The sequence below is a fragment of the Nonomuraea salmonea genome (assembly GCF_042428605.1).
GTDB classification, from domain to species: domain Bacteria; phylum Actinomycetota; class Actinomycetes; order Streptosporangiales; family Streptosporangiaceae; genus Nonomuraea; species Nonomuraea salmonea.
Genome location: NZ_JBHMCF010000046.1, coordinates 519219 through 540822, shown reverse-complemented (window position 1 = coordinate 540822; position 21604 = coordinate 519219). Strand labels below are relative to the sequence as shown.

The following is a 21604-nucleotide window of genomic DNA, read 5'->3' as shown; positions in this document are numbered from 1 at the left end:
AAGTAATAACCGCCCACTCACCACCAGAAACGATCTTTACACACCTGAAGTGACAACCTCCGGACGTTCGGGCTGTTACAGCCAGTCGTGTTCGCGGGCGTACCGGGCGGCTTCGTGCCGGGTGCGGGTCTGGGTTTTCTGCATGGCGTTGGAGAGGTAATTGCGTACGGTGCCTTCCGCGAGGTGGAGCTGGGCGGCGATGTCGGCGACCGCGTATCCGTCGCGGGTCGCGCGCAGCACGTCGAGCTCGCGGTCGGTGAGAGGGCAGTCGTCGACGAGGGCCAGTGCGGAGACGTCCGGGTCGATCCAGCGCCTTCCTTCGTGCAGGGTGGCGATGACCTTGGCGATGTGCGCCGGTTCGGCCGACTTGCTGACGAAGCCCTGGACGCCGAGTTTGAGTGCCTTGCGGAGCACTCCGGGTTTGGCGTGGCGGGTGAGCATGAGGATGACCTGGTCCGGACGGGTGCGGCGGATCTCGGCGACAGCGCCGAGACCGTCCATGCCGGGCATCTCCAGGTCGATGACGAGCACGTCGGGCCGGTGCCGCAAGGTGGCGTCGACGGCGGTCTCGCCGCTCACGGCCTCGGCGAGCACGGTGATCTCGCCCTCGAGCGGCAGCAGCGCGGCCATCGCCTTGCGCAGCAGGGCTTCGTCGTCGGCGAGTACGACTGTGGTCATCGGTTCTCCTGTGCTTCGGGACGTCGGTGAGGCAGAGTCGCGGCGGTCAGGAACCGTCCATCGTCCTGCTCGACCGTCAGTTGACCGCCTTCGCCGGCGAGGCGTTGCCGCAGGGCGGCCAGCCCCCGGAGTTCGGGCAGTGGTGCGCGCTGGGCACCGTCGTTGACGATGGTGATGCTCGCCGCCGACAGGGTGATCCGCACTCGCGTCGCCTGGGCGTGGCGGAGGATGTTGGTGGTCGTCTCGCGGAGGACCTGGCCGAGCAGTTCGCTCGCGTCCTGGTCGACGTCGGCCTCGCGGTTGACGCGCACCCTGATGCCGGCGGCCTCGAAGAGGTTCCGCGCGTTCTCCAGCTCGGCGGACAGGTTGAGCCGTCGTTGCGCGTAGGCGAGTTCCTTGGTCTGGGTGATGGTTTCGCTGACGAGGGCGTGGATCTCGCGCAGTTCCTGCTTGACTCGTTCGGTGTCGGCGTCGGTGCCGCCGTCCACCAGCTTCTGTGCGAGCGCGGTCTTCAACTTCACCACGTGCAGCGTGTGGCCCTGGATGTCGTGCAGGTCACCGGCGAACCGGACGCGTTCGCGGATGACGGCCAGCTCCGCCTCCCGTTCGCGCGCCTCCTCCAACTCGTCGACGACGTCGTAGAACCCCTTGTTGGGGAACATCAGCCCGACCACCACCACGGTGAAACCGACGGGGATGAGGACGAACTGGAACAGCACCCCGGGAACGTCCTCAGGCGACACCAGCAGCCGTGCCGCGCCCACCGCGCCGACGTAGACCGCGAGTGTCGCGGCCGCCGCCAGCCGGTACCGAGGCAACTGGGGGATGACGTAGGAGCCCACGGAGGAGACACAGAAGAACGCCGCCGGACTGCCGACCACCAGCACCGCGAAGGGCCACACGACCGCGGTGACGACCAGGCAGGGGAGCGCGACGCGCAGCACCTCACCCGCCGCCCACCGCGTGAAGCTGACCATGGTCGCCACCACACCGGCACCGAGGACGACGGCCTCCCACCAGGACCGGGCGTAGACCGCCACCGAGATCACCCCGGCCACGGCGAGCATCGGCAGGAACATGGTGAGGTTGAGCTTGCGGAGCTGTCCCTGCGCAGGCTCGGTGTCCATGGGTGGCTCTCCAGGATCGAACGGCAGGGGTCTCAGCATTGTTCGGCTTTGGCGGTGGGCACCAGTGACACCGCGTCACTTCTTCCCCCCGGGCAACGTCCTGCGAACTGATGACGTGGGTCGCACGGGCGATCGTCCGCTCAGGTCGCTGAGGTCGAGAGTACGACACCAGCGAACCGCGTCGACCGGACGGACGTGGTGCCGGTGTCTTCGTCGCCGGCGTGAGCGGCGCGGCCGCGCACAGGACGCCTCCTTCAGCGTCCGTTCGCGGCTGAGGGCGGTGGCGGCCTTCCTGGCCTCGGAACGGGGCAGCGTCGTCGTCGGTCACCGCCCGCGCCGCGTCATGCGGAAGCCGGGGCGGGCTCGCCTCCCTGGTCCAGCAGGGCGTTGATCATCTCTTGGAGCCGGGCGCGTCCCACCGTGCCGAGCGCGCCGGTCAGGGCTTGGGCGAGCTTGTCGTACGGGTCGTCCATCGGCAGTTCCTTCACCTGCTCGGCCAGTTCCGCCACGCTCCACAGCCCGTCCTTGTGGAGGTGATCGCCGAGGGACCAGCCGCGGTTGACCGCCACCGTTCCGCCCCGGATCGACAGCATCTGGCCAGTGAGCGGGCAGGCGGAACTGGCCAGATAGGCGGCCACGGGCGCGCTGGCGGCGGGGTCCAGGGGGTCGTACCCGGCCGCCGGCGGTTCCTGGCTCATGCCGGGGACGGTGACGGTAAGCCTCGTACGGGCCATCGACGGCGAGACGCAGTTGACGCGCACGCCGTACCGGCCGAGTTCGAGGGCCGCCACGGTGGTCAGCGCCGCGACTCCGGCGTTGCCCGCCGCGTAGGAGACCTGTGCGGGCAGCGGGTTGAGCAGGCCGGAGCCGGAGGAGGTGTTGACGACGGCGCGGTCGGCGCGGACTCCCGCCTGGAACCGCTCGCGCCAGTGACGGGCCGCCCAGCGGGTCACCGCGAAGGTGCCCTTCAGTTTGACGGCCAGGACGTCGTCGAAGTCCTGCTCCGACAGGTCGGTCAGGCCCATGTTCCGTTCGATGGTCGCGTTGTTGACCACCACGTGCAGGTCGCCGAAGGAGTCCAATGCCGTCTCCACCATGCGGCGGGCGCCGTCCCAGTCGGCGACGCTGTCGGTGCTGGCCACCGCCTGCCCGCCGCCGGCGGTGATCTCCTCGACGACCTTCGCCGCCACCCCGGCATCGCCTCCTGAGCCGTCGATGGCCACGCCGGGGTCGTTCACGACGACCTTGGCGCCCTCGGCGGCGAAGAACAGCGCCTCCTCCCGCCCGATGCCGCGCCCTGCTCCGGTGATGAGGACGACTCGTCCGTCCAAGCTTCCCATGCCGGCCACCTTTCGATGCAGTCTGTGTAGTGATTCATAGTATGCATCAATGCAGACAATGCAATAAGCTGCTTCTCATGGTGGAGAAACCCGGCCTGCGCGAGCTCAAGAAGCAGCGCACGCGGCAGGCTCTGATCGAGGCGGCGCTGCGCCTGTTCGAGGACAAGGGCTACGAGAACGTGACCGTGGCCGAGATCGCGGACGCCGCGGAGGTCTCCCCCCGCACCTTCTTCCTCCACTTCCAGGCCAAGGAGGACGTCCTCCTGGCCAACACCGACGTCCGCGTCGACCTGGCGCTGCGAGCGATCGCCGAGCGCCGTCCCGGGGAAGGGCTGCCCGAGGTGCTGGTACGGGCGATGGACCAGATGATCGCCGACACGTCGGACAACGACCTGCCCAGCGGCCTGGCGGCGCTCAGGTCACGGCTGGCGGCCTCGGTTCCGGCGCTGCAGGCCCGGCTGCTCCAGCGCTACCTCACCGCCCAAGCCGAACTGGCCCTGGCACTGCAGCGGGCATTCCCCGACAAGCTCGACACGATCACCGCCTCCGCCCTGGTCGGCGCGATGGTGGGCGCGGTCAGCGCGTCCGCCTCCGCCGCGCTGCGGCGCGGCGACGAACCCGCCGAGGTGCGGAACGCCATGCGCGAGGCCATGGCCTTGGTGGCCCGGTCCGTCCGGTGATCGGTGACCACCTGCCGAACTCCAGCCTGCCTCGCCGCCGCCGCACTGACGGCGACGTCGTTCCCCGCCGTCGCCGCCACCCCGCACCGAGGGCTCTCGTGGGGAGCCTGTCCGGCCGCGCCCCAGCAGGAGTGCGCCACGCTTCAAGTGCCTCTGGACTATCGCGATCCGGCCGCCGGCCGGATCTCGCTCGCCGTCTCGCGCATTCCCGCCGCCGATCCGGTACGGCGCCGCGCTACAGGCCGTACCCCGGCCCCGACGGCGACATCACCGCCAATGTGTCCCGCGCCCGCAGGATCGCCGACGCCTGCGCCCGCAACGGCGGCCCGCTGCTCCCCCACCTCACCACCCGCAACGCCGCCAGAGACCTCGACCGGATCCGCCGCGCGCTGGGCGAGGACAAGATCTCCGCCTGGGGCGTCTCGTACGGCACCTACGTCGGCGCCGTCTACGCCACCATGTTCCCGCACCGTACGGACCGGATCGTGCTGGACAGCAACAACGACCCCGACCCCCGCCGGGTGGCACGGGGGTGGGCGGCGAACTACGCGGTGGGCGTGGAGGACCGCTTCCCCGACTTCGCCGCCTGGGCCGCCGCCCGCCACCCCGAGTACGGCCTGGGCGCCGACGCGGCGGCCGTACGCGAGACGTTCCTGCGGCTCGCGGCCGATCTGGACCGGCACCCGATCCCGTGGCCGGGCGCCCTTCCCCCCCGAGCTCGCCGGCAACGAACTGCGCGACATCATGCTCGGTGCCCTGTACTCGGACGCGAACTTCGCCCGCCTGGCCGGGCTGATGCGCGCCGCCCGCGCGGGCGGGCCACTGCCCGCCCCGCCCCGGCTCGACGAGGTGGCGATCCAGCACACCGGCGCCGTGGCGGGCGCCACCATCTGCAACGACGTGGCGTGGCCGCGCTCGATCGAGCGCCACCGCCGGGACGTACGCGCCAACCGCGCCGCCCACCCGCTGACCGCGGGCATGCCCGTCAACATCGGCCCCTGCTCCTTCTGGCACCAGCCCGCCGAGCCTCCGACGCGGGTCACCTCGAAGGGCCCGTCGAACATCCTGCTCATCCAGAACCTGCGCCACCCCGCGACCCCGTACAGCGGCGCGCTGAAGCTCCTGCGCGCGTTCGGCGATCGAGCGAGAATGGTCACCATCGACTCCGGCGGCCACGGCGTCTACCTCGCCAACGGCAACGCCTGCGGCGACCGCGCGGTCACCGCGTTCCTCGCCGGCGGCACCGCCGAGAACCTCACCTGTCCCGCGGAGTGACGTCAGGACGTCATGTGCTCTCGCGCCCACTCCTCAAAGCCGGTGAGCGGGATGCCGAGCTTTCTCGCGAACTCGGGACGTCCGGGCTGCTCGGCCAGGTTGTACAGCTCGTGCCCTGCCCCCATGGGCGGCATCCCGGCGGCGATGACCTCCTCCATGGACAGGTCAGATCGCAATACCGATCGTTCTCCTCAGCGCGGCTGTGGGCGGGGCCTGAGGTCGCGGGCCACGTACGCGATGAGGACGAGCAGGATGAGGTCGGCCGCCAGCGGGGCGGACATGCCGGACATCATGTAGAGCCCGGCGCCCAGGAGGGCGCCGGTGAACATGGCGGCGATGGCGCACGCCCGGCGCCGCCACGCGTGCTCGGGCGCCTGCGAGACCAGCCGGGTGACGATGCTCGTGACGACCGTGATGTTGACCAGGTCGGGCACCGCCAAGCGGAGCGCGACCGCGTTCTGCATGCCCATGCCGTAGCTGAGCAGCACGATGAGCGCCACCGTCGGGGCCGTGCCCTGCTCGTCGGTCAGCAGCACCACGGCGAGCGCCGCCGCCACCAGGACCGCGTGCGCGACCGTGAGGTGGAACAGCCGGCGGCGCGGTTCCTCGATCTTCTTGGCCACGCGGCCCTCGCTCCACGCCCCCGCGGCGAAGGCGGCCAGGGCCAGCAGGTGCGCCCACAGCTGGTGCCGGGGCTGGCCGAGGACCGAGAAGCCGGCGAAGACCACGTTGCCGGTCATGTTGGCGACGAAGACGTGGTTCAGGCCGAGGAAGGTGACGGCGTCGACGAGCCCCGACGCGACCATCAGCATGACGAGCAGCGCCGGCAAGGGGCCGTGCTCGTTCGTGCCGTGGGGAAACAGCGCATCGGAGAACCAGTGCGCCGGCCTGTTCACGGACGACCTCCCAGACGATTCCCCCGATGTCCCTCGATGCCGAGTACACGTACCCGGACGGGCGGGCAATCATCCTGCGAGGTCAGGGACTATCCAGGTGGTTTGGCCTGTCCGTCCTGTCGGGGTGAGGCCGGCGGGTTCTGACCCACCGGCTGCTTCTCACAGGGGCGATATTTCAGGGGGCTCCGCGGCATCACGCACATGGCCGGGCTGTAGGAGAAGTGCGGTTGAGGCTTGCGGCGGAACGTGTAGTTCGGGGGCGCGTATCCCATGTGTCCGGGCCCGTAGCTGAGGAAGAACGGCTTTCCGCCGTCGTCCAGGGTGGTCTTGTAGCATTTGCCGTCCAAGGTGTACACGACGTCGAGGACGTAGAAGGCGGAGCGTGTGGCACGGGCCATGGAAACGCCTACCTGCCAGCCCTGGGTGTCGCCGGCCTGGGAGTACAGAGTGGGCTTCTCGTCGTCCGCGCCTGTGCCGACGGTGGGCCAACGCCGAACGCTCTCCTTCGTGTGCAGCGACAAATCGAAGTCGGCCGGCAGCGGACCCAACAGCGGTTGCGGGATCGCGGAGCAGCTCAGCTCGATCTCTGGGATGTAGAGACTGCCTTCGCCGGTCACCTCCCTGGCTTCGATCCGTAAGAGCCCCACGGTGACGTCGCGATGAGCTTCGGCCGTCAGGTCGATCTTGTGACTCCCCAGTGGGGCCGCTCCCCTTTCTTGCGCCCATCGGTACGCTCCTGCGCAGTCGGTGCCGGGCGGAAGGTGCGTCTGCGCGAGGGGCGTGCGAAGGCCCATGACCCATGTCTCGTCGACATCCTCGATGGACAGTGCGGCGGTGAGCGTCGCGGACGGCCAACTCTTGGGCGATGCGGGTACGGTCACGCTCGGCGTGGGCATCTCCGTCATCGGTCGTTGCTGTTTCGCCGGCCGGAAGAACAGGGCGATCACCACCCCGGCGGCAAGACCCGCCGCGACGATCAGCATGGTCCGCATCGTCATCACCCGTCGGCGGGTCGGGTAGGTGGCATCGTGCGGAAACCCGACTCCGGGGCATGCCTCCACACGAACGCGGACTCGTAGCGGTGCGCGAAAGCGGTGATGCGGAACGGGCGCCCGTTGTCGTCGATCGTCTGCCGCTCGACCTTTCCGTCGGAACGCGTCGTCACGTCGATGACCCATTCGCAGTAGCAGGTGGCGGTGACGGCGTGCACGATGAGCGCGGCCGGCTCCCCGTACTCGAGCTTGAGGTCCTTCACGTCGATGTAACGCTGGGTGCCGAACGTGCCGTCGTCCTGGACGATCCTCGCCTCCATATCGGCGGAGTCCAGGTCGAAGCCGAGTTTCTGCGTCTCGTCCGCCCCTTGTGGCCTCACCTCCACCAGGGCGCCGGCCCAGGGCTCCGAGCGCTTGGTGATGCGGGCCTTGATGCTCTGAATCTGCACCGGTTTGGTGCGGTTGCCCTCCAGCGAAATCCGCAGGCGCGTGAGGCTCTGCGTCCGAGGGCCTCTGATACCGGTCGCGTCCGCGATACGCAAGGGCCCGTGCGCCTTCAGGCGAGCCTCGATATTGGACGACTTGATCCGCAGCAGCATCGCCTGGGTGGCCTCGTCGAGAGGCTTGGCGAACGCGTGGATCGAACCATTGGTCGAGTCGAGATCGTAGATCACGTGCGGGCGCAGTGGCGGCTGCCCGGCTAGGGCCTCCTTGAGATCGTCCCGGACGGCCTGATCTCCGCGCACTTCCTGATTCGGTGCCAGCACCCATGTCACGAGGACGCCCGCCATGGTTGCGATGAGCGCCAGGCCCAGGTCACGAAGCACTTTGGAGGAGCGCTCCGCCGACGGAGCGGGGTCGGCGGAGCAGGGGGCGGCCGCCTTCGGAGGTGCCGCGGCCGGCTTGGCCTTGCGCGCCTTTCGCTTACCGTTTCGACCTTTGGCCATGGCTGCGGCGGCACCTTCTGCGTTCGTTCGCGGATCGGCTGGCGGCTTGCTGTCGGAGATGTTAACCACACGGACGAGGCAGAGGGTGCTGAACGTAAGAAACTCGGCATATCACCTTGAAGAGTGTCCGCATTCGGACAGGGGCGGGGGCGGACTCATGAGGTGTTGCCCGCAGGACGCGTACCAGCCGGGTTCTCGTGCCTCTCCAGGTCGCTGGACGCGGCCCCGGCCGAGGCGCAGTGTTGGCGGACACGCCGCCGGCGGAGGCAAGGAGATCAGCATGGCTGATGAAAAGGCTGCAACCGACTTCTTACAGCGGTTCGGGTACCTCGCGGATGACACGTCCCTGGATTCGGCGCAGGGACACGCGGCCGTACGAGCTTTTCAGGCGGCGAATCTGCTGCCGGCGACGGGAGATCTCGACTCCCGTACGGAAGAGCAGTTCGCCCGTCCACGATGCGGTCTGCCGGACAGAAACGCTTTTACCACGGCGGGGCTCGCGCCGTTCGTGGCGTTCGGGACGGTGTGGGATCGCGCCGTGATCACGTACCGCATCAACAATCTCTCCGGCGATTTCGGGGAGAATCGCCAGCGGCAGATCGTGGCCGCGGCCTGGCAGCAGTGGGCGGCGGTGGTGCCACTGGTGTTCCGCGAGACGACCGGGACACCGGACATCGAGATCCTGTTCGGCTCGAGGGACCACGGCGACGGGGCGACGCACTCGTTCGACGGGCCTGGCCGCGTTCTCGCGCACGCGTTCTTCCCGCCGCCGAACGGCGGGAGCCTCGCGGGCGACGCGCATTTCGACGAGGACGAGACCTGGCAGGACGGGGTGTCGGCATCGGGCATCGATTTGTTCACGGTGGCGGTGCACGAATTCGGTCACTCACTCGGCCTGGATCACACGACCGTGCCGAACTCGACGATGAATCCGTTCTACCCCACACCCTCGACGCCGCAGCAGGACGACCGCGCCGGGATGCGGCAGGTGTATCGGCGCCAGATCTGGGTCGCGTCGATGTACCGCGACATTCTCGGCCGCCGTTTCGACGACGACGGCCTGGACGGCTGGGTACGCAGCCTCTTCGCGGGCGGGTCGCCTGAAGGGATGGCGCGCGGATTCTGCTATTCGGAAGAGTTCTCCACCGATCTCGCCACCGAGCTCTACTTCCTGCTGCTGGACCGGCAACCGGACCCAGGAGGTCTGGCCGGCTGGCGCAAACAACTGCAGCACGGCATGGGACGGCAATCGGCGATCGTCGGCTTCCTCGACAGCCCGGAATATCGCAGCAAGTACCCGCAGGACGAAGCCTTCGTCGACTCGCTCTACCGGCGCCTGCTCAACCGGGCGCCCGACGCGGGCGGTTTCCAGTTCTGGGTCAAGCAGCTCAAGAACGGGGTGCCGCGCTCTGAGGTCGCCCGCGGTTTCGTCCTCTCGCCGGAATACTGCCGGAACTTCAGCAAGAGCCTCTACGTCCATTACCTGCGCCGCCAGCCGGATGCCGGAGGATGGCAGTTCTGGACGGACCTGCTCACTCAGGGGATGAACCACCAGGACGCGATCGCCGGGTTCGTGTCGTCCACGGAATACCAGAACGCGGTCGTCAACTGGTGGTAGGCGTCGAGGCGCCGGCGTCGCCCGGTCCGGGCGACGCCGGCCGCCGATCGTGATCAGACGGGGACCATCGGGCTCCAGCCGCCGTTCGGCTCGACCTGCCACTTGTGGTAGGTCGTTCTCGACGCCGTGTCCATCGCGAAGATTCCCATGCGCCCGTCGGCGTTGAGCGCCGCTTCCGGGTACCACATGAGGTCTGCCGCCGCCACGGGCGCGGCGCTCCGGCCGACCACGGCCAGCGGGAGCATCAGCGCCGCACGGCGTACAGTGCCGTCCAGACGGGCGAGCGGCGTGCCCGCCTCCTGCTGAATAAGCGGATGAACGTCATGTCATCACCTCGGATTCGGTCGTCGTGGCTGTCATGCCGGGACGCCGGTCCCTTCGTAGTGCCGAAGGCGACCGCGTCCCTCACCAACAGCGTCGCCGGGCGAGGGCGTTACGGCCTTTTCAGGAAGTGCCAGGTCGTTGCCGATCTGTGCGCTCGTGCCGAGACTCATCACGCAGGTGATGCTGACCAGGACCGCGCCTGTCGCCTTCATGAGATCAATCGAGCCCTCGTGATCAGACGGGGACCATCGGGGCCTGAACAGGCAGGTCAGCCAGGGTTGGCGGCGGATTGACGACCCAGGAAAGCGGTCAGGAAGGGGTTGATCAGCTTGGAGCCCGTGGGCCGCACCCGTAGACCAGCACCGTGTCAGTTGTAGGGCACAACTACTTGGTTGTATCGTCGAACCATGGCGGATGAGCGTGACCTCCAGGAGGCGGTGGCCCGGTTCGTGCGGGCCTTCGGGCTGCACCAGCCGGACCAGACTCCGTGCGGGCAGCCCGTCCCCGTGTCGGAGGCGCACGCGCTGGGCGAGCTGGCCAGGGACGGCGCCCTGCGCCAGAGCGAGCTGGCGCACCGGCTCAAGCTGGAGAAGAGCACCACCAGCCGGCTGGTCACCCAGCTCATCAGCCGCGGCTGGGCCGAGCGCATCCCCGCACCGGGTGACGGGCGCGGGCGGCTGGTCCGGCTCACCGACCAGGGAGCCCTGGCCGCGTCCCGGCTGGCCGAGGCCAGGGCTCAGCGGTTCTCCGCCGTCCTTGACCGCGTCCCAGAAGCCGAACGCGCCGACGTCCTGCGCGCCCTGACCATCCTCACGGAGGCCATCGATGACCCTTAGAGACCGCCGCGTCCAGGCGCTCCTCGCCGCACTGGCGCTCGTCGCCGCCGCCGCGACGGCGTACGCGCTCATCATCCGCGACGACGAGCGGGCCCTGGCCGACCGGCAGGCCGAGATCGCGGCCAGGAGCAGGCAGGTGATGCCGTTCGACCTGGAGCGCACCACCCACCGCTTCGCCAAGGCGGCCACCGGCGGCGTGCAGACGGTCACCTCCGACGACCCCGGCGACGCCGAGCAGGTCAGGTTGATCCGCGAGCATCTGACCGCCGAGGCGGCCGGCTTCGGCAAGGGCGACTACGGCGACCCCGCCTCGATCCACGGCGGCGAGATGCCGGGCCTGCGCGAGCTCGAACAGGGCCACAGCCGCATCGCCATCCGCTACACCGAGCTGCCCGGCGGCGCCCGCATCACCTACACCACGACCGACGCGTCACTGATCGCCGCGTTGCACGCCTGGTTCGACGCGCAGGTGACCGACCACGGCCGGCACGCGGAGCACGGCTGACGTCTTCACTTTTCCCGCCCGCATACCCAACCTGGGTACGGTGCATAAGCCCCCGACCTGACGAGGAGAACCACCGTGATTTCCGTCCGCCGCGCCACCCCCGACGACGCGACCACCGTGCACGGCCTCATGCGAGGTCTCGCCGACCACCAGCACCAGGGATCGGCGCTCACCGTGACGCCCGGCAAGCTGAAGGAACTGCTCGGCCAGGCCGAGGTCGGCTATCTGATCGCCGAGCGGGACGGGCGGGCGATCGGTTACGTCTCCTGGCTGGAGCGCACGAGCTTCTGGTCCGGCGAGGACTACCTGCACCTGGACGACCTGTACGTCGCCGCCGGCGAGCGCGGCGACCGCGTGGGCGAGCGGCTCATGCACGCCATCGCCGCCGTCGCCGCCGGCAGGGTGATCCGCTGGGAGGTGGCCGAGGCCAACGTGGGCGCGCAGCGCTTCTACGAGCGCATCGGCGCCACCCTCATCACGAAGAAGATCGGCCGCTGGCGGCCGTAGTGATCACAGGGCCGTGCCCCGCCCGCCTGACGGGCCGGTCGGCACCACCGCGGCGGCACCGAGGTCGGCGTCAACGATGCCGGTGCGGCTCGTACCGGCTGCTCAGGCGGGCGGGACGTTCTCGTACGGGGCACGAAAAGGGCGCAGTGCGACAAGTCGCATTAAAAGAGGGGACTTTCGCCGACACAAGGGTGAAATCGTTTGCGACTTTGGTAACGGTTCAGTAACTTACGCCGGATCTCACGCGTTAATACGCCGATGCCATCTCGTTACGCGAGAGAGGTCTTCCCGGCCGGACATCCCCGTGTTACAACTCCGTTGAATTGATCTCGGAAGCCCACAAAAAAGGGCATGGAGACGGCACCCTCCAGCCTTCGCACCACCTGCTCCACCGAAGTGGCAACAGCGCGGCGGCGCGCGCCTTGCCTGACGTCCCCATGGTCAGGAAGGTTCTCCATGTCACCACGTCATCGCACGTGGGCCAGGCTGCTCCGTGCAGTCCTGCCGTTACGCCCGTTACCCAGGCGCCGGACCGCGACGGTCATCGCCTTATCCCTCCTCATCGCCCTCCTCCCGGCACCGGTGAGCGCCCTGGCCGCCACCGACGCCACCGCAGCCACCGCCACCGCAGCCACCGCCACCGCAGCCACCGCCAGCTCCACCACGACCGCCACCAAGACCACCGCCAAGACCGCCACCAAGACCGCCACGGCGCACCACGCCTTCAAGGTCCTGATCTTCTCCAAGACGACCGGCTTCCGGCACGACTCGATCCCCGAGGGCATCGCGGCCATCCAGCAGCTCGGTCAGGACAACGACTTCGAGGTCGACACCACCGAGGACAGCACCGCGTTCACGGACCAGAACCTCGCGCAGTACCAGGCCGTGATCTTCCTGTCCACGACCGGTGACCCGCTGACCACACAGGACCAGAAGGACGCCTTCGAGCGCTACATCAGGAACGGCGGCGGCTTCGTCGGCGTGCACGCCGCCGCCGACAGCGGTTACAGCTGGGAGTGGTACGGCGACCTGGTCGGGGCGTACTTCAAGAGCCACCCGGCGATCCAGCAGGCCACGGTCAAGGTCGAGGACCCGGCGCATCCGTCCACGAAGGACCTGCCGGTGACGTGGAGCCGTACCGACGAGTGGTACGACTACCAGGCGAACCCGCGCAACGACGTGCACGTGCTGGCGTCGATGGACGAGACGTCCTACAGCGGCGCCACGATGGGCGCCGACCACCCCATCACCTGGTGCCACGACTTCGACGGCGGCCGCTCCTGGTACACCGGGCTCGGCCACATGAAGGAGAACTACAGCGAGCCGAACTTCCTGAAGCTGCTGCTCGGCGGCATCCAGACGGCCGCGGGCGCGATCAGGGCCGACTGCTCGGCCTCGCAGAGCTCCAGCTTCGAGAAGGTCACCCTCGACGACGACACCTCCAACCCGATGATGGTGGACGTCGCCGAGGACGGCCGCGTCTTCTACATCGACCGCCTCGGCGACGTCAGGATCATCAAGCCGGCCGGCGGCACCGTGACCGCCGCGCAGCTCGACGTCTTCACCGCCAACGAGAGCGGCCTGCTCGGCCTGGCGCTCGACCCGGGCTTCGCCACCAACAACTGGGTGTACCTGTACTACTCGCCCGCCGGGGAGAACGTCGACCGGCTGAGCAGGTTCACCGTCACCGGCGACACCCTGGACCTGGACAGCGAGAAGACCATCCTCGACGTCCCCGTCCAGCGGGCCGAGTGCTGCCACCACGGCGGCGGCATGGTGATCGACCCGGAGAGCGGCGACCTCTGGCTCGCCACCGGCGACAACACCAACCCGTTCGCCTCCGACGGCTACACGCCGATCGACGAGCGCTCCGGCCGCTCCGCCTGGGACGCCCAGCGCACCGCGGGCAACACCAACAGCCTGAGCGGCAAGCTGCTGCGCATCCACCCCGAGGACGACGGCACGTACACGATCCCGGACGGCAACCTGTTCCCGCCGGGCACAGAGAAGACCAAGCCGGAGATCTACGGCATGGGGCTGCGCAACCCGTTCCGCATGGGTCTCGACCCGAAGACCGGGCACATCATGCTCGGCGAGTACGGCCCCGACGCCTCCTCGGCCAGCGCGGCGCGCGGCCCGCAGAACACCGTCGAGTGGAACATCGTCTCCGAGCCGGGCAACTACGGCTGGCCGTACTGCGTCGGCGACAACACCCCGTACGTCGACTTCGACTTCGCCACCCGGCAGTCGGGGGCGGCCTTCAACTGCGCGGCGCCGGTCAACGACTCGCCGAACAACGACGGCCTGACCAGCCTGCCGCCGATCGTCCCCGCGACGGTCTGGTACCACTACGCGGCCGACCCGCAGCACTTCCCCGAGCTGAACGGCGGCGCGCCCATGGGTGGGCCGGTCTATCGCGACGACCCGGAGCTGGACTCGGACGTCAAGTGGCCGGCGTACTGGGACGGCAAGGCGATCTTCGGTGAGTGGAACAACGACACGGTGTGGTCGTTCCAGCTCGACGAGGACGGCACCGAGCTCGTCGAGATGAACAAGATCCTCACCGGCTTGTCGTTCAAGAAGCCGATGGACATGAAGTTCGGCCCCGACGGCGCGCTCTACATGGTCGAGTGGGGCTCCGGTTTCGGCGGCGACAACGCCGACTCCGGCGTCTACCGCGTCGAGTACACCAAGGGCACCCGCCCGCTGATCGCCCGCGCCACGGCGGACAAGACGGACGGGCCGCTGCCGCTGACCGTCACGTTCTCCAGCGAGGGCAGCAGGGACCCGGACGACAAGCCGCTCACCTACGCCTGGGACCTCGACGGCGACGGCGACACCGACTCCACCGACCCGAGCCCGTCCTTCACCTACGAGGAGGGCGGCGACTACAACGCCGTCCTGACCGTCACGAACCCCGACGGCAGGACCGCCACCGCGAGCGTGACGATCGCCGCGGGCAACACCCGTCCCACCGTCACCGTGGACGTGCCGCCGAACGGCGCGTTCTTCGAGTTCGGCGACCAGGTGCGGTTCGAGGTCACCGTGACCGATGCCGAGGACGGCACGATCGACTGCGAGCGGGTACGGATCCAGGCGATCCTCGGCCACGACAGCCACGGTCACCCGCTCGACCAGCAGCAGGGCTGCGAGGGCGTGCTGCAGACCCAGCAGGCCGGGCACGGCGAGTACGAGGACCTGTTCTACGTCATCGAGGCCAGTTACGCCGACGACGGCGCCAACGGCGCCTCGTCCCTGACCGGCCGCGGCGAGGTCATGCTGGCGCCCAAGCGCAAGCAGGCCGAGCACTTCACCCGCACCGGCCGGGTCACCGGCGGCACCGGCACCGACACCCCGGGCGTCGCGGTGGAGACGACCTCCGATCCGCAGGGCGGCAACGAGCACGTCGCGTCCATCCAGGACGGCGACTGGTGGTCCTTCGACCCGGCGAACCTGTCGAACCTGACCGCGATCCGGCTGCGCGCCGCCTCCGGCGGCCCCGGCGGGACCGTGCAGGTCCGGATGGGCGATCCGGAGACCGGTACGCTGATCGGCTCGGCCGAGGTGGCGCCCACCGGCGGCTGGCAGACGTTCACCGACGTCACGCTCGACCTGGCGGAGCCGCCGACGCAGAGCGGGCCGCTCTACTTCGTCGTCCGCAAGCCGGCGGACGCCGCCGACGACGCGTACCTGCTCAACGTCAACTGGGTCGACTTCGTCGGCAAGGGCGCGACGCACAACCAGCACCCGGTGGTGACCGCGACCGCCACCCCGGAGACGGGCGTCGCCCCGCTGGAGGTCACCTTCAAGGCGACGGCCACCGACCCCGAGGGCGACCCCATCACCTACAAGTGGAACTTCGGCGTGGACGGCGCTCCCGAGCCCACCACCGCCGAGGCGAGCCACACCTACACCGTGCCGGGCACCTACACCGCCGTGGTGACCGCGACCGACGACAAGGGCGCGTCGGCCACCGCGCAGGTGACGGTCAAGGTGACCGCGCCGCCGACGGTGTGCTTCACCGGCCGATCCGACGACTTCCTCGGTGACCAGCTCGACCGTGACCGCTGGACGGTCGTCAGGGAGAACCAGGACCTCAAGGTCGAGGACGGCAAGCTGGTGATCCCGACCTCGACCACCGACATCTACAGCACGGGCGGGAACACGCCGAACATCGTGCTGCAGCCGGCCCCGGCGGGCGCCTGGACGGCCACGGCCAAGCTGACGCTGGACGCGCGGGACGCGTACCAGCAGGCGGGCCTGATCATCTACGGCGACGACGACAACTACGCCAAGATGGTGCTGCAGGCCCGCTCGACCTCGGGTCCCGACCACGCCAGCCGCATCTTCCAGTTCATCAGGGAGGAGAACGCCGCCCCGAACGAGGTGGCGGAGAGCAACACGGCCGCGCTCGGCGACGCCTACCCCGACACGGTGTACGTGCGGTTCGTCAGCGACGGCAGCAGCATCACCGCCCACTACTCCGCCGACGGCACCACGTTCACCGCGATGCCGCAGACCAAGTCGCTCGCCGGGATCACCAACCCGAAGATCGGCCTGATCTCCCTCGCCGGGGCGAACCACCCCGTGGTGGACGCCGCCTTCGACTGGTTCCACCTCATCCCCGACGACACGGCGACCGCGCCCGCCCCGGACGACGAGTTCGACGGCACCGCGCTCGACGCCTGCCGCTGGAGCGAGATCGTCCGCCCCGACCCCACCGCACTGCGGGTGCGTGACGGCAAGCTGGAGCTCGACACCACGACGGGCGACATCTACGGCACCACCAACAGCGACCCGAAGAACCTCATCCTGCAACCGGCCCCCGACGGCGACTGGACGCTGGAGACCAAGCTGGACGCCTCGGCGCTCAACGAGCAGTACCAGCAGGGCGGCCTCATGGTGTACGCCGGTGACGACGACTACGTGAAGCTCGACTTCCTCACCACCAACGCCCCGGGGGCCGGGGTGGCGCGGGCCATCGAGCTGCGCAGCGAGGTCGGCGGCACCGTGCAGAGCCCGCAACCGCAGGCCAACAACCTCACCAGCGGTGAGTGGCACCTGCGGCTGGTCAAGGAGGGCAGCACCTTCACCGGCTCGTACTCCGCCGACGGCGAGACGTGGACGGAGCTGTCCGCCCCGGTGGAGAACAGCGCGGTGGCCTCCGGCGATGTGAAGGTCGGTGTCTTCACCATCGGCACCAACCAGACGGCCTCGAAGACGGTCACGTTCGACCACTTCCGCCTCACCGAGGCGGCGCAGGTCGATCTGGTGGTCTCCGCCGCGTCCCGCTGCGTCGGCGCGTCGGCGTACGTGGCGGTCACCGCCGTCAACCGCTCCGACGCACCGGCCGCGGTGACGCTGACCACGCCGTTCGGTACGAAGACCGTGGCCGGCGTGACGCCGGGCAAGCAGGCGTACCAGTCCTTCAACAGCCGGGCCGGGCAGATCGAGGCCGGCACGGTGACCGTGAAGGGCACGGCGACGATCGGCGGCCGGGAGGTCACCTCGTCGTACGACGCCGCGTACCCGGCGCTCGACTGCTCATGAGAGACGGAGGGATCACATGATCACCACCAGGATTCCGCGGCTGCTCGCCGCCGCGGTGATGGGCGCCGCGCTCACCGGCGTCGCCCTGATCGGTCCCGCCGTGGCGCAGGACGACCCCGAGGACGGCATCGACGTGTCGGTGACGATCGAGCCGCGCACCACTCCGGGCTCGGTGTCCATGACCGTCGCCGACAACACGGGCGTGGCCCTGCAGGAGAACGGCTCCGACGCCGCCGCCCGGCAGTTCGTCGGCACCCTGCCGACGGTCACGGTGACCGACACCCGCGACCCCGCGCAGATTCCCGCCGGTGACTTCTGGGCGGTCGTGGGTCAGGCCGGGGAGTTCGTCTCGGCGGACGGCTCCGCGCCGCCCATCGGCCCGCAGTACCTGGGCTGGCGGCCGCAGCTGCTGAGCGACTCCCCCACCGGCGCGGTCGCGGCCGGTGAGCCCGTCTCCAGCGTCATCTCCGACGGCTCGGGAGCGCCCACGGTCGGCCTGCAGGGCCAGGAACTGCTGGTCTCTACGGCGAACTCCGCCGACGAGATCGGCACCTGGCAGGTCAACGCCGACCTGGCGCTGCGCACGCCCACCGACGTCACCGCCGGTGAGTACCGCACGACGCTGACACTCTCCCTGTTCAACCAGTCCTGACACGTGGCCGGCCGTCCGGGACCTCAGGGTCCCGGACGGCCCCTGACGAGACCGGAGACACGCCTGTTGACCCTGTTGACCACAAGCCGTACGCGGCGCACCCTCGCCGCGCTGGTCGCCTTGTCGGCCGCCGTCCTGGTGGGGCCGGCGGCCGTCCTGGTGGGGCCGGCGGCCCACGCCGACGTCACCTGGTCGGTCGTACCGGCGAACGCCGACGTCACCTGGTCGGTCGTACCGGCGAACACCGGCGGCCCCGACGGCCGCACCGCCATCGACCTCGAACTCGCCGGCGGCCAGCAGGCGGTCGAGCACGTGGCGGTGATCAACCGCTCGACGGAGCCGGTCGTGTTCGGCATCGACGCGGGCGACGGCTACCTGACCTCCAAGGGCTACTTCGACATGCGGCCGTCGGGGGTCGAGCCGGTCGACGGCGGCTCCTGGATCACCGTCCCCGAGACGGTGACCGTCGCCGCCGGCGCGACCTCCGTCGTCCCGGTGACGGTGTCGGTCCCGACGAACGCGACGCCGGGCGACCACCCGGCCGGCGTGACCGCGTCCCTGGAGACGGTCTCCGGCCAGGTACGCGTCCAGAACCGGGTGGGCGTCCGCCTGAACATCCGCGTCACCGGCGACTACGTGGCCAAGCTGTCCGTGACCGGCGTAAGCGCGGCGTACACCGCCTCCTGGAACCCCTTCACCCCCGGCACCGTCGAGGTGACCTACACCGTCGCCAACACCGGCAACGTCCGCGCGGTCACCGGCAACCAGGTCCTGACCTCCACCTTGTTCACCGAGAACACCTGGACCGACCCCTCCACACCCAGGTCCAGAGAGCTGATGCCAGGCGGCCGCCGCACCTTCACCGCCCGCCTGCCCGGCGCCTGGCCCCTGGGCCCGATCGGCACGACGATCGTGGCACTCCCCTCCCCCGCGACCGGCCCCCTCCCAGGCGTCGCCGCCCAGCAGGCGGCGGCCACCACAAGGGTGTGGGCGCTGCCCTGGCCCCAGCTCACCCTGGCCGCCCTGCTCACCCTCGCCGTCGTCGTCCTCCGCCTGAACGCCGCCCGCCGCCGCAAGCGCATCGAGAAACTGATCGCACTCGCCCAGCAGGCGTGATCCCGGCACGGCTGCCTGTCCGGCCGCCCTGACGAGTCACCCGATTCGCAGGTCCATGAGGTGAGGGTTGTATGTGGCCAGGAGGTAGAAGGGTCTGGCGGCGGCGATCAGGGTGTCTCGGGAGGGGATGCCCCGGTCCAGGGCGTGCAGTTCCAGGGTCTCGGGGTCGGCGCCCCAGCGCTCGCCGATCAGGTTGAGGATGCGGTCCGCCGACAGGGTGTGGATGTCGAAGGTGGACTGCGTCTGCTGGGCGTGCTGGTTCACCGTTCTGGCGGCGTGGACGAGGTTCGCCGCCGCCGACATGATCGGGCGGCCGCGCAGAGCGTCCAGGGCCAGGGCGTCGGCGGGGGCGCCGGGGGTCAGCTGGAAGCTGCGGATCAGGAAGGTGGCGAGTTGTTCCTTCAAGGGCTGATCGCTTTCCGCGGGGGTCAGCCACAGGCCCAAGAAGTCCAGCTCGTCGGGGGTCTCGGGGATGATCGTGCGATGGCGGGCGTGTGCCAGGGCGGCGTCCAGGGTCGGCTGCGGGGGCCGGTCCGTGCATTCCTGGACGATGTGCGTGTGGACCAGGTTCCGGTAGAAGTCGGGGTAGTCCTCGGCGAAGAGCTGGCACATCCGCAGGATGCTCAGCTCCGGGATCGGGCCGTCCTCGGTGTCGAGGTCGCGGGCGCCGAGCTGCCAGCGGTGCAGGTAGATGGACCGCGCCAGGGTGAACGAAGCGGGCTCGGGGCCGGGCCGGAGCGTGCGGAGTTCTGCGATCAGTTCCAGGGCGTCGTCGCGTTTGAGGTTGACCGGGCGGGTCGTGCACACGTGCCGCAGCGCTTCGAGCTTCTCGGCCCCAAGAGCCCGGGCCAGCTCGATGAGGGCGGGATAGGAGCGCAGCCGGTACGGGCGGCGGGCCAGCTCGGCGGCGAGATCCTCGGCGGTGGGTTCGTCGAGGATGCCTTCCCGTACGCACAGGCGCAGGGTCGCGCGGATGTTGACGAGGGCCTCGGTGATGGGCCGGTAGCCGTCCTCAGGCGGGCCGTGCAGGAGGGCCACCTCGTCGTCGGCGGTCAGCCGGCCGTCGCGGTAGTCGCGGTAGACGCGTCCCACGCCGCGCATGCCGAACGTGTCGAGCTCGGCCGCCCGCAGGGCGCCCATGCTGGCGGCGCCGACGACGGTGACGCCGGACTCGATGAGGGCGAGGATCTCCTTGTGCCGGACGGCGCGGGTCTGGCGGAAGTAGCCGTCGACGATGCCGACGACGTCGCCCTGCTTGGGCGCGAGCTTCAGCAGGTCCCCCGCACCCACCGGCGGCAGGACGGTGACGTCGTCCCCGGCGAGCAGGCCGGCGGCGTCCGGCAGGCTGGGGCCGGCGAAGAGGTACGTGGTCATCACAGGAACGCCGATCGGCGGAGCAGCCCGGGGCAGACCACGCGGACGACGGGGACGCCCAGGTCGGGCCTGGTGTGGTCGGCGACCAGCGGGGGCCGCCCGGTCAGGGCCACCACGCGGCCGACCGTGGTGCGCAGGTCGTCCGCGAGGGTCTCGTTGCGTACGGAGGGGATCTCGTCGTAGCCGAGCCGCCCGGACTTCGACGGCGGCGCCAGATCGGCGGGCACGCCGGTGACGGCGCGCCGGTAGGCGCTCGAGGTGAGGTCGTCCCTGGCGCCGGCGATCTGGGTGACGCGTGACTGCGCGGCCTCGGTCAGGGCGCGGCACAGGGCGACGTCACGGTCGAGGTGGGTGCCCGCGCCGGCGAACAGCACGGGGAACTCCTCGCTCCTGATGGTGGCCAGGAAGCAGGCCAGGCCGGTGGGCGACGGGAGCACCTCGACCTGAACCTCGACTCCGGCCGCCGCCATCAGCTCCAGCAGTTCCCCGGCGGGGCCGTCGACGGTGGCCAGGTCGAGGAGCGGTGACGGCGGGCCGGTCTCGGCGCGGGCCAGGCTGTCGCGTTCGATGACCTCGTAGAGGCCGTGCAGCGCCGCTTCCTCGAAGGTGTTGCCGCTGGCGAGCCCGTTGCTGTTCTGGGCGAACAGCGGCGGCATCCAGGTGTCGCGGACGCGGCCGTCGAGCCGCAGCAGCTCGGTGGGCAGGAAGGTGCCCGCTCCGTCGTCCATGCGGGTCGCCCTGGTCCACTCCAGCTCCAGCCCTGGCCGGAGGTGGTGGCGGGGTTCGAGCTGCAGGTCGTGGACGCGGTAGCCGCAGACGCGTTCCATGTCGGCGACGGTCGCGGTCACCTCGCCTGGGCCGAGGCGTTCGGCGTGCCAGGACTCGATCGACTCCATGGCGGCCGAGACGCGGGCGTGGTCGTGGGTGAGGCCCTTGCCCTGGCTCACGGACACCGCGCGGGAGTTCGGGCGCACGGCCTGCCAGACCGGGATGCCGATCTCGTCGAGCCAGGTGACGTCGGCGAGCCGGGTGATGCCGACGATCGGGAAGAGCGGCTGGATGCGCCGCAGCGTGTCGGCGGGGGCCAGCACGCGGTGGGTGCCGGACAGGAACGCCTTGCGGGTGTCGCCGGGAGCGGGGACGGGGTGGGTGATCACGCCGTCCCCGCCGGTGGTGAGCCGCGTCAA

19 protein-coding genes and 1 pseudogene are annotated in these 21604 nt (G+C 69.9%); 10 read left to right on the top strand and 10 right to left on the bottom strand.

Features of this window, described 5'->3' with window-relative positions:
• Positions 1-75: 75 nt before the first annotated feature.
• The 3 genes from ACFFR3_RS42895 to ACFFR3_RS42885 form a co-directional block, all read right to left on the bottom strand.
• A complete protein-coding gene (locus tag ACFFR3_RS42895) occupies positions 76-678 on the bottom strand; it encodes a response regulator transcription factor (RefSeq protein WP_364385171.1) in 603 nt (200 codons plus the stop codon).
• A complete protein-coding gene (locus ACFFR3_RS42890; protein ID WP_345405216.1) occupies positions 675-1805 on the bottom strand; it encodes a sensor histidine kinase in 1131 nt (376 codons plus the stop codon). Before ACFFR3_RS42890 ends, ACFFR3_RS42895 begins: the two co-directional genes overlap by 4 nt.
• A gap of 341 nt (positions 1806-2146) precedes the next feature.
• Positions 2147-3145, bottom strand: a complete 999-nt coding sequence (locus tag ACFFR3_RS42885) for an SDR family NAD(P)-dependent oxidoreductase (RefSeq protein ID WP_345405213.1) — start codon at positions 3143-3145, stop codon at positions 2147-2149.
• A 77-nt stretch (positions 3146-3222) separates the two neighbouring features.
• Here ACFFR3_RS42885 and ACFFR3_RS42880 point away from each other — a divergent pair, with 77 nt between their 5' ends.
• The 3 genes and pseudogenes from ACFFR3_RS42880 (at position 3223) to ACFFR3_RS42870 (ending at position 5100) form a co-directional block, all read left to right on the top strand.
• Entirely contained in the window at positions 3223-3825 is a 603-nt protein-coding gene (locus ACFFR3_RS42880) for a TetR/AcrR family transcriptional regulator (protein ID WP_364385177.1), read from the top strand.
• Positions 3822-4418 (top strand): annotated as a pseudogene (locus tag ACFFR3_RS42875) (alpha/beta fold hydrolase); the annotation flags it as partial. The gene ACFFR3_RS42880 and the pseudogene ACFFR3_RS42875, both read left to right, overlap by 4 nt.
• Positions 4419-4569: 151 nt before the next feature.
• The gene (locus tag ACFFR3_RS42870) at positions 4570-5100 is read left to right on the top strand and encodes an alpha/beta hydrolase (RefSeq protein WP_345405201.1); all 531 of its coding nucleotides are present in this window, start codon (positions 4570-4572) and stop codon (positions 5098-5100) included.
• Between the two features lie 2 nt (positions 5101-5102).
• Here the strand turns inward: ACFFR3_RS42870 and ACFFR3_RS42865 are convergent, their stop codons facing one another.
• The 4 genes from ACFFR3_RS42865 to ACFFR3_RS42850 form a co-directional block, all read right to left on the bottom strand.
• On the bottom strand, positions 5103-5276 hold the full coding sequence (locus ACFFR3_RS42865; protein ID WP_364385183.1) for a hypothetical protein: 174 nt from the start codon (positions 5274-5276) through the stop codon (positions 5103-5105).
• Between the two features lie 15 nt (positions 5277-5291).
• Positions 5292-5996 carry a YoaK family protein gene (locus tag ACFFR3_RS42860; protein ID WP_345405198.1) on the bottom strand — a complete coding sequence of 235 codons (705 nt, stop codon included), beginning with the start codon at positions 5994-5996 and terminating at the stop codon, positions 5292-5294.
• Positions 5997-6085: 89 nt separating this feature from the next.
• The gene (locus ACFFR3_RS42855; protein ID WP_379485009.1) at positions 6086-6979 is read right to left on the bottom strand and encodes a hypothetical protein; all 894 of its coding nucleotides are present in this window, start codon (positions 6977-6979) and stop codon (positions 6086-6088) included.
• 14 nt (positions 6980-6993) lie between these two features.
• Positions 6994-8004, bottom strand: a complete 1011-nt coding sequence (locus tag ACFFR3_RS42850) for a hypothetical protein (protein ID WP_345405192.1) — start codon at positions 8002-8004, stop codon at positions 6994-6996.
• A gap of 211 nt (positions 8005-8215) precedes the next feature.
• On the opposite strand from ACFFR3_RS42850, the gene ACFFR3_RS42845 reads away from it, so the two are divergent.
• On the top strand, positions 8216-9553 hold the full coding sequence (locus ACFFR3_RS42845) for a matrixin family metalloprotease (RefSeq protein ID WP_345405189.1): 1338 nt from the start codon (positions 8216-8218) through the stop codon (positions 9551-9553).
• Positions 9554-9606: 53 nt separating this feature from the next.
• Here the strand turns inward: ACFFR3_RS42845 and ACFFR3_RS42840 are convergent, their stop codons facing one another.
• Positions 9607-9798: a hypothetical protein gene (locus ACFFR3_RS42840; protein ID WP_345405186.1), complete on the bottom strand. Its 192-nt coding sequence runs from the start codon at positions 9796-9798 to the stop codon at positions 9607-9609.
• Between the two features lie 486 nt (positions 9799-10284).
• Between ACFFR3_RS42840 and ACFFR3_RS42835 the strand changes: the two genes are divergently transcribed.
• From ACFFR3_RS42835 to ACFFR3_RS42810, 6 genes are all read left to right on the top strand, one after another.
• Positions 10285-10713: a MarR family winged helix-turn-helix transcriptional regulator gene (locus ACFFR3_RS42835; RefSeq protein ID WP_345405183.1), complete on the top strand. Its 429-nt coding sequence runs from the start codon at positions 10285-10287 to the stop codon at positions 10711-10713.
• Entirely contained in the window at positions 10703-11218 is a 516-nt protein-coding gene (locus tag ACFFR3_RS42830; protein WP_345405180.1) for a hypothetical protein, read from the top strand. The genes ACFFR3_RS42835 and ACFFR3_RS42830 overlap by 11 nt, the downstream gene beginning before the upstream one ends.
• Positions 11219-11293: 75 nt before the next feature.
• Positions 11294-11725, top strand: a complete 432-nt coding sequence (locus ACFFR3_RS42825) for a GNAT family N-acetyltransferase (RefSeq protein ID WP_345405177.1) — start codon at positions 11294-11296, stop codon at positions 11723-11725.
• Between the two features lie 456 nt (positions 11726-12181).
• Positions 12182-17275, top strand: a complete 5094-nt coding sequence (locus tag ACFFR3_RS42820) for a ThuA domain-containing protein (RefSeq protein ID WP_379485008.1) — start codon at positions 12182-12184, stop codon at positions 17273-17275.
• Positions 17276-17291: 16 nt separating this feature from the next.
• Entirely contained in the window at positions 17292-17927 is a 636-nt protein-coding gene (locus ACFFR3_RS42815; protein WP_345405165.1) for a hypothetical protein, read from the top strand.
• 66 nt (positions 17928-17993) lie between these two features.
• The gene (locus ACFFR3_RS42810) at positions 17994-19043 is read left to right on the top strand and encodes a hypothetical protein (RefSeq protein WP_379485007.1); all 1050 of its coding nucleotides are present in this window, start codon (positions 17994-17996) and stop codon (positions 19041-19043) included.
• Between the two features lie 36 nt (positions 19044-19079).
• On the opposite strand, the gene ACFFR3_RS42805 is transcribed toward ACFFR3_RS42810, so the two are convergent.
• Both ACFFR3_RS42805 and ACFFR3_RS42800 read right to left on the bottom strand, forming a co-directional pair.
• Positions 19080-20417 carry a TfuA-like protein gene (locus ACFFR3_RS42805; RefSeq protein WP_379485006.1) on the bottom strand — a complete coding sequence of 446 codons (1338 nt, stop codon included), beginning with the start codon at positions 20415-20417 and terminating at the stop codon, positions 19080-19082.
• A complete protein-coding gene (locus ACFFR3_RS42800) occupies positions 20417-21604 on the bottom strand; it encodes a YcaO-like family protein (RefSeq protein WP_345405150.1) in 1188 nt (395 codons plus the stop codon). Before ACFFR3_RS42800 ends, ACFFR3_RS42805 begins: the two co-directional genes overlap by 1 nt.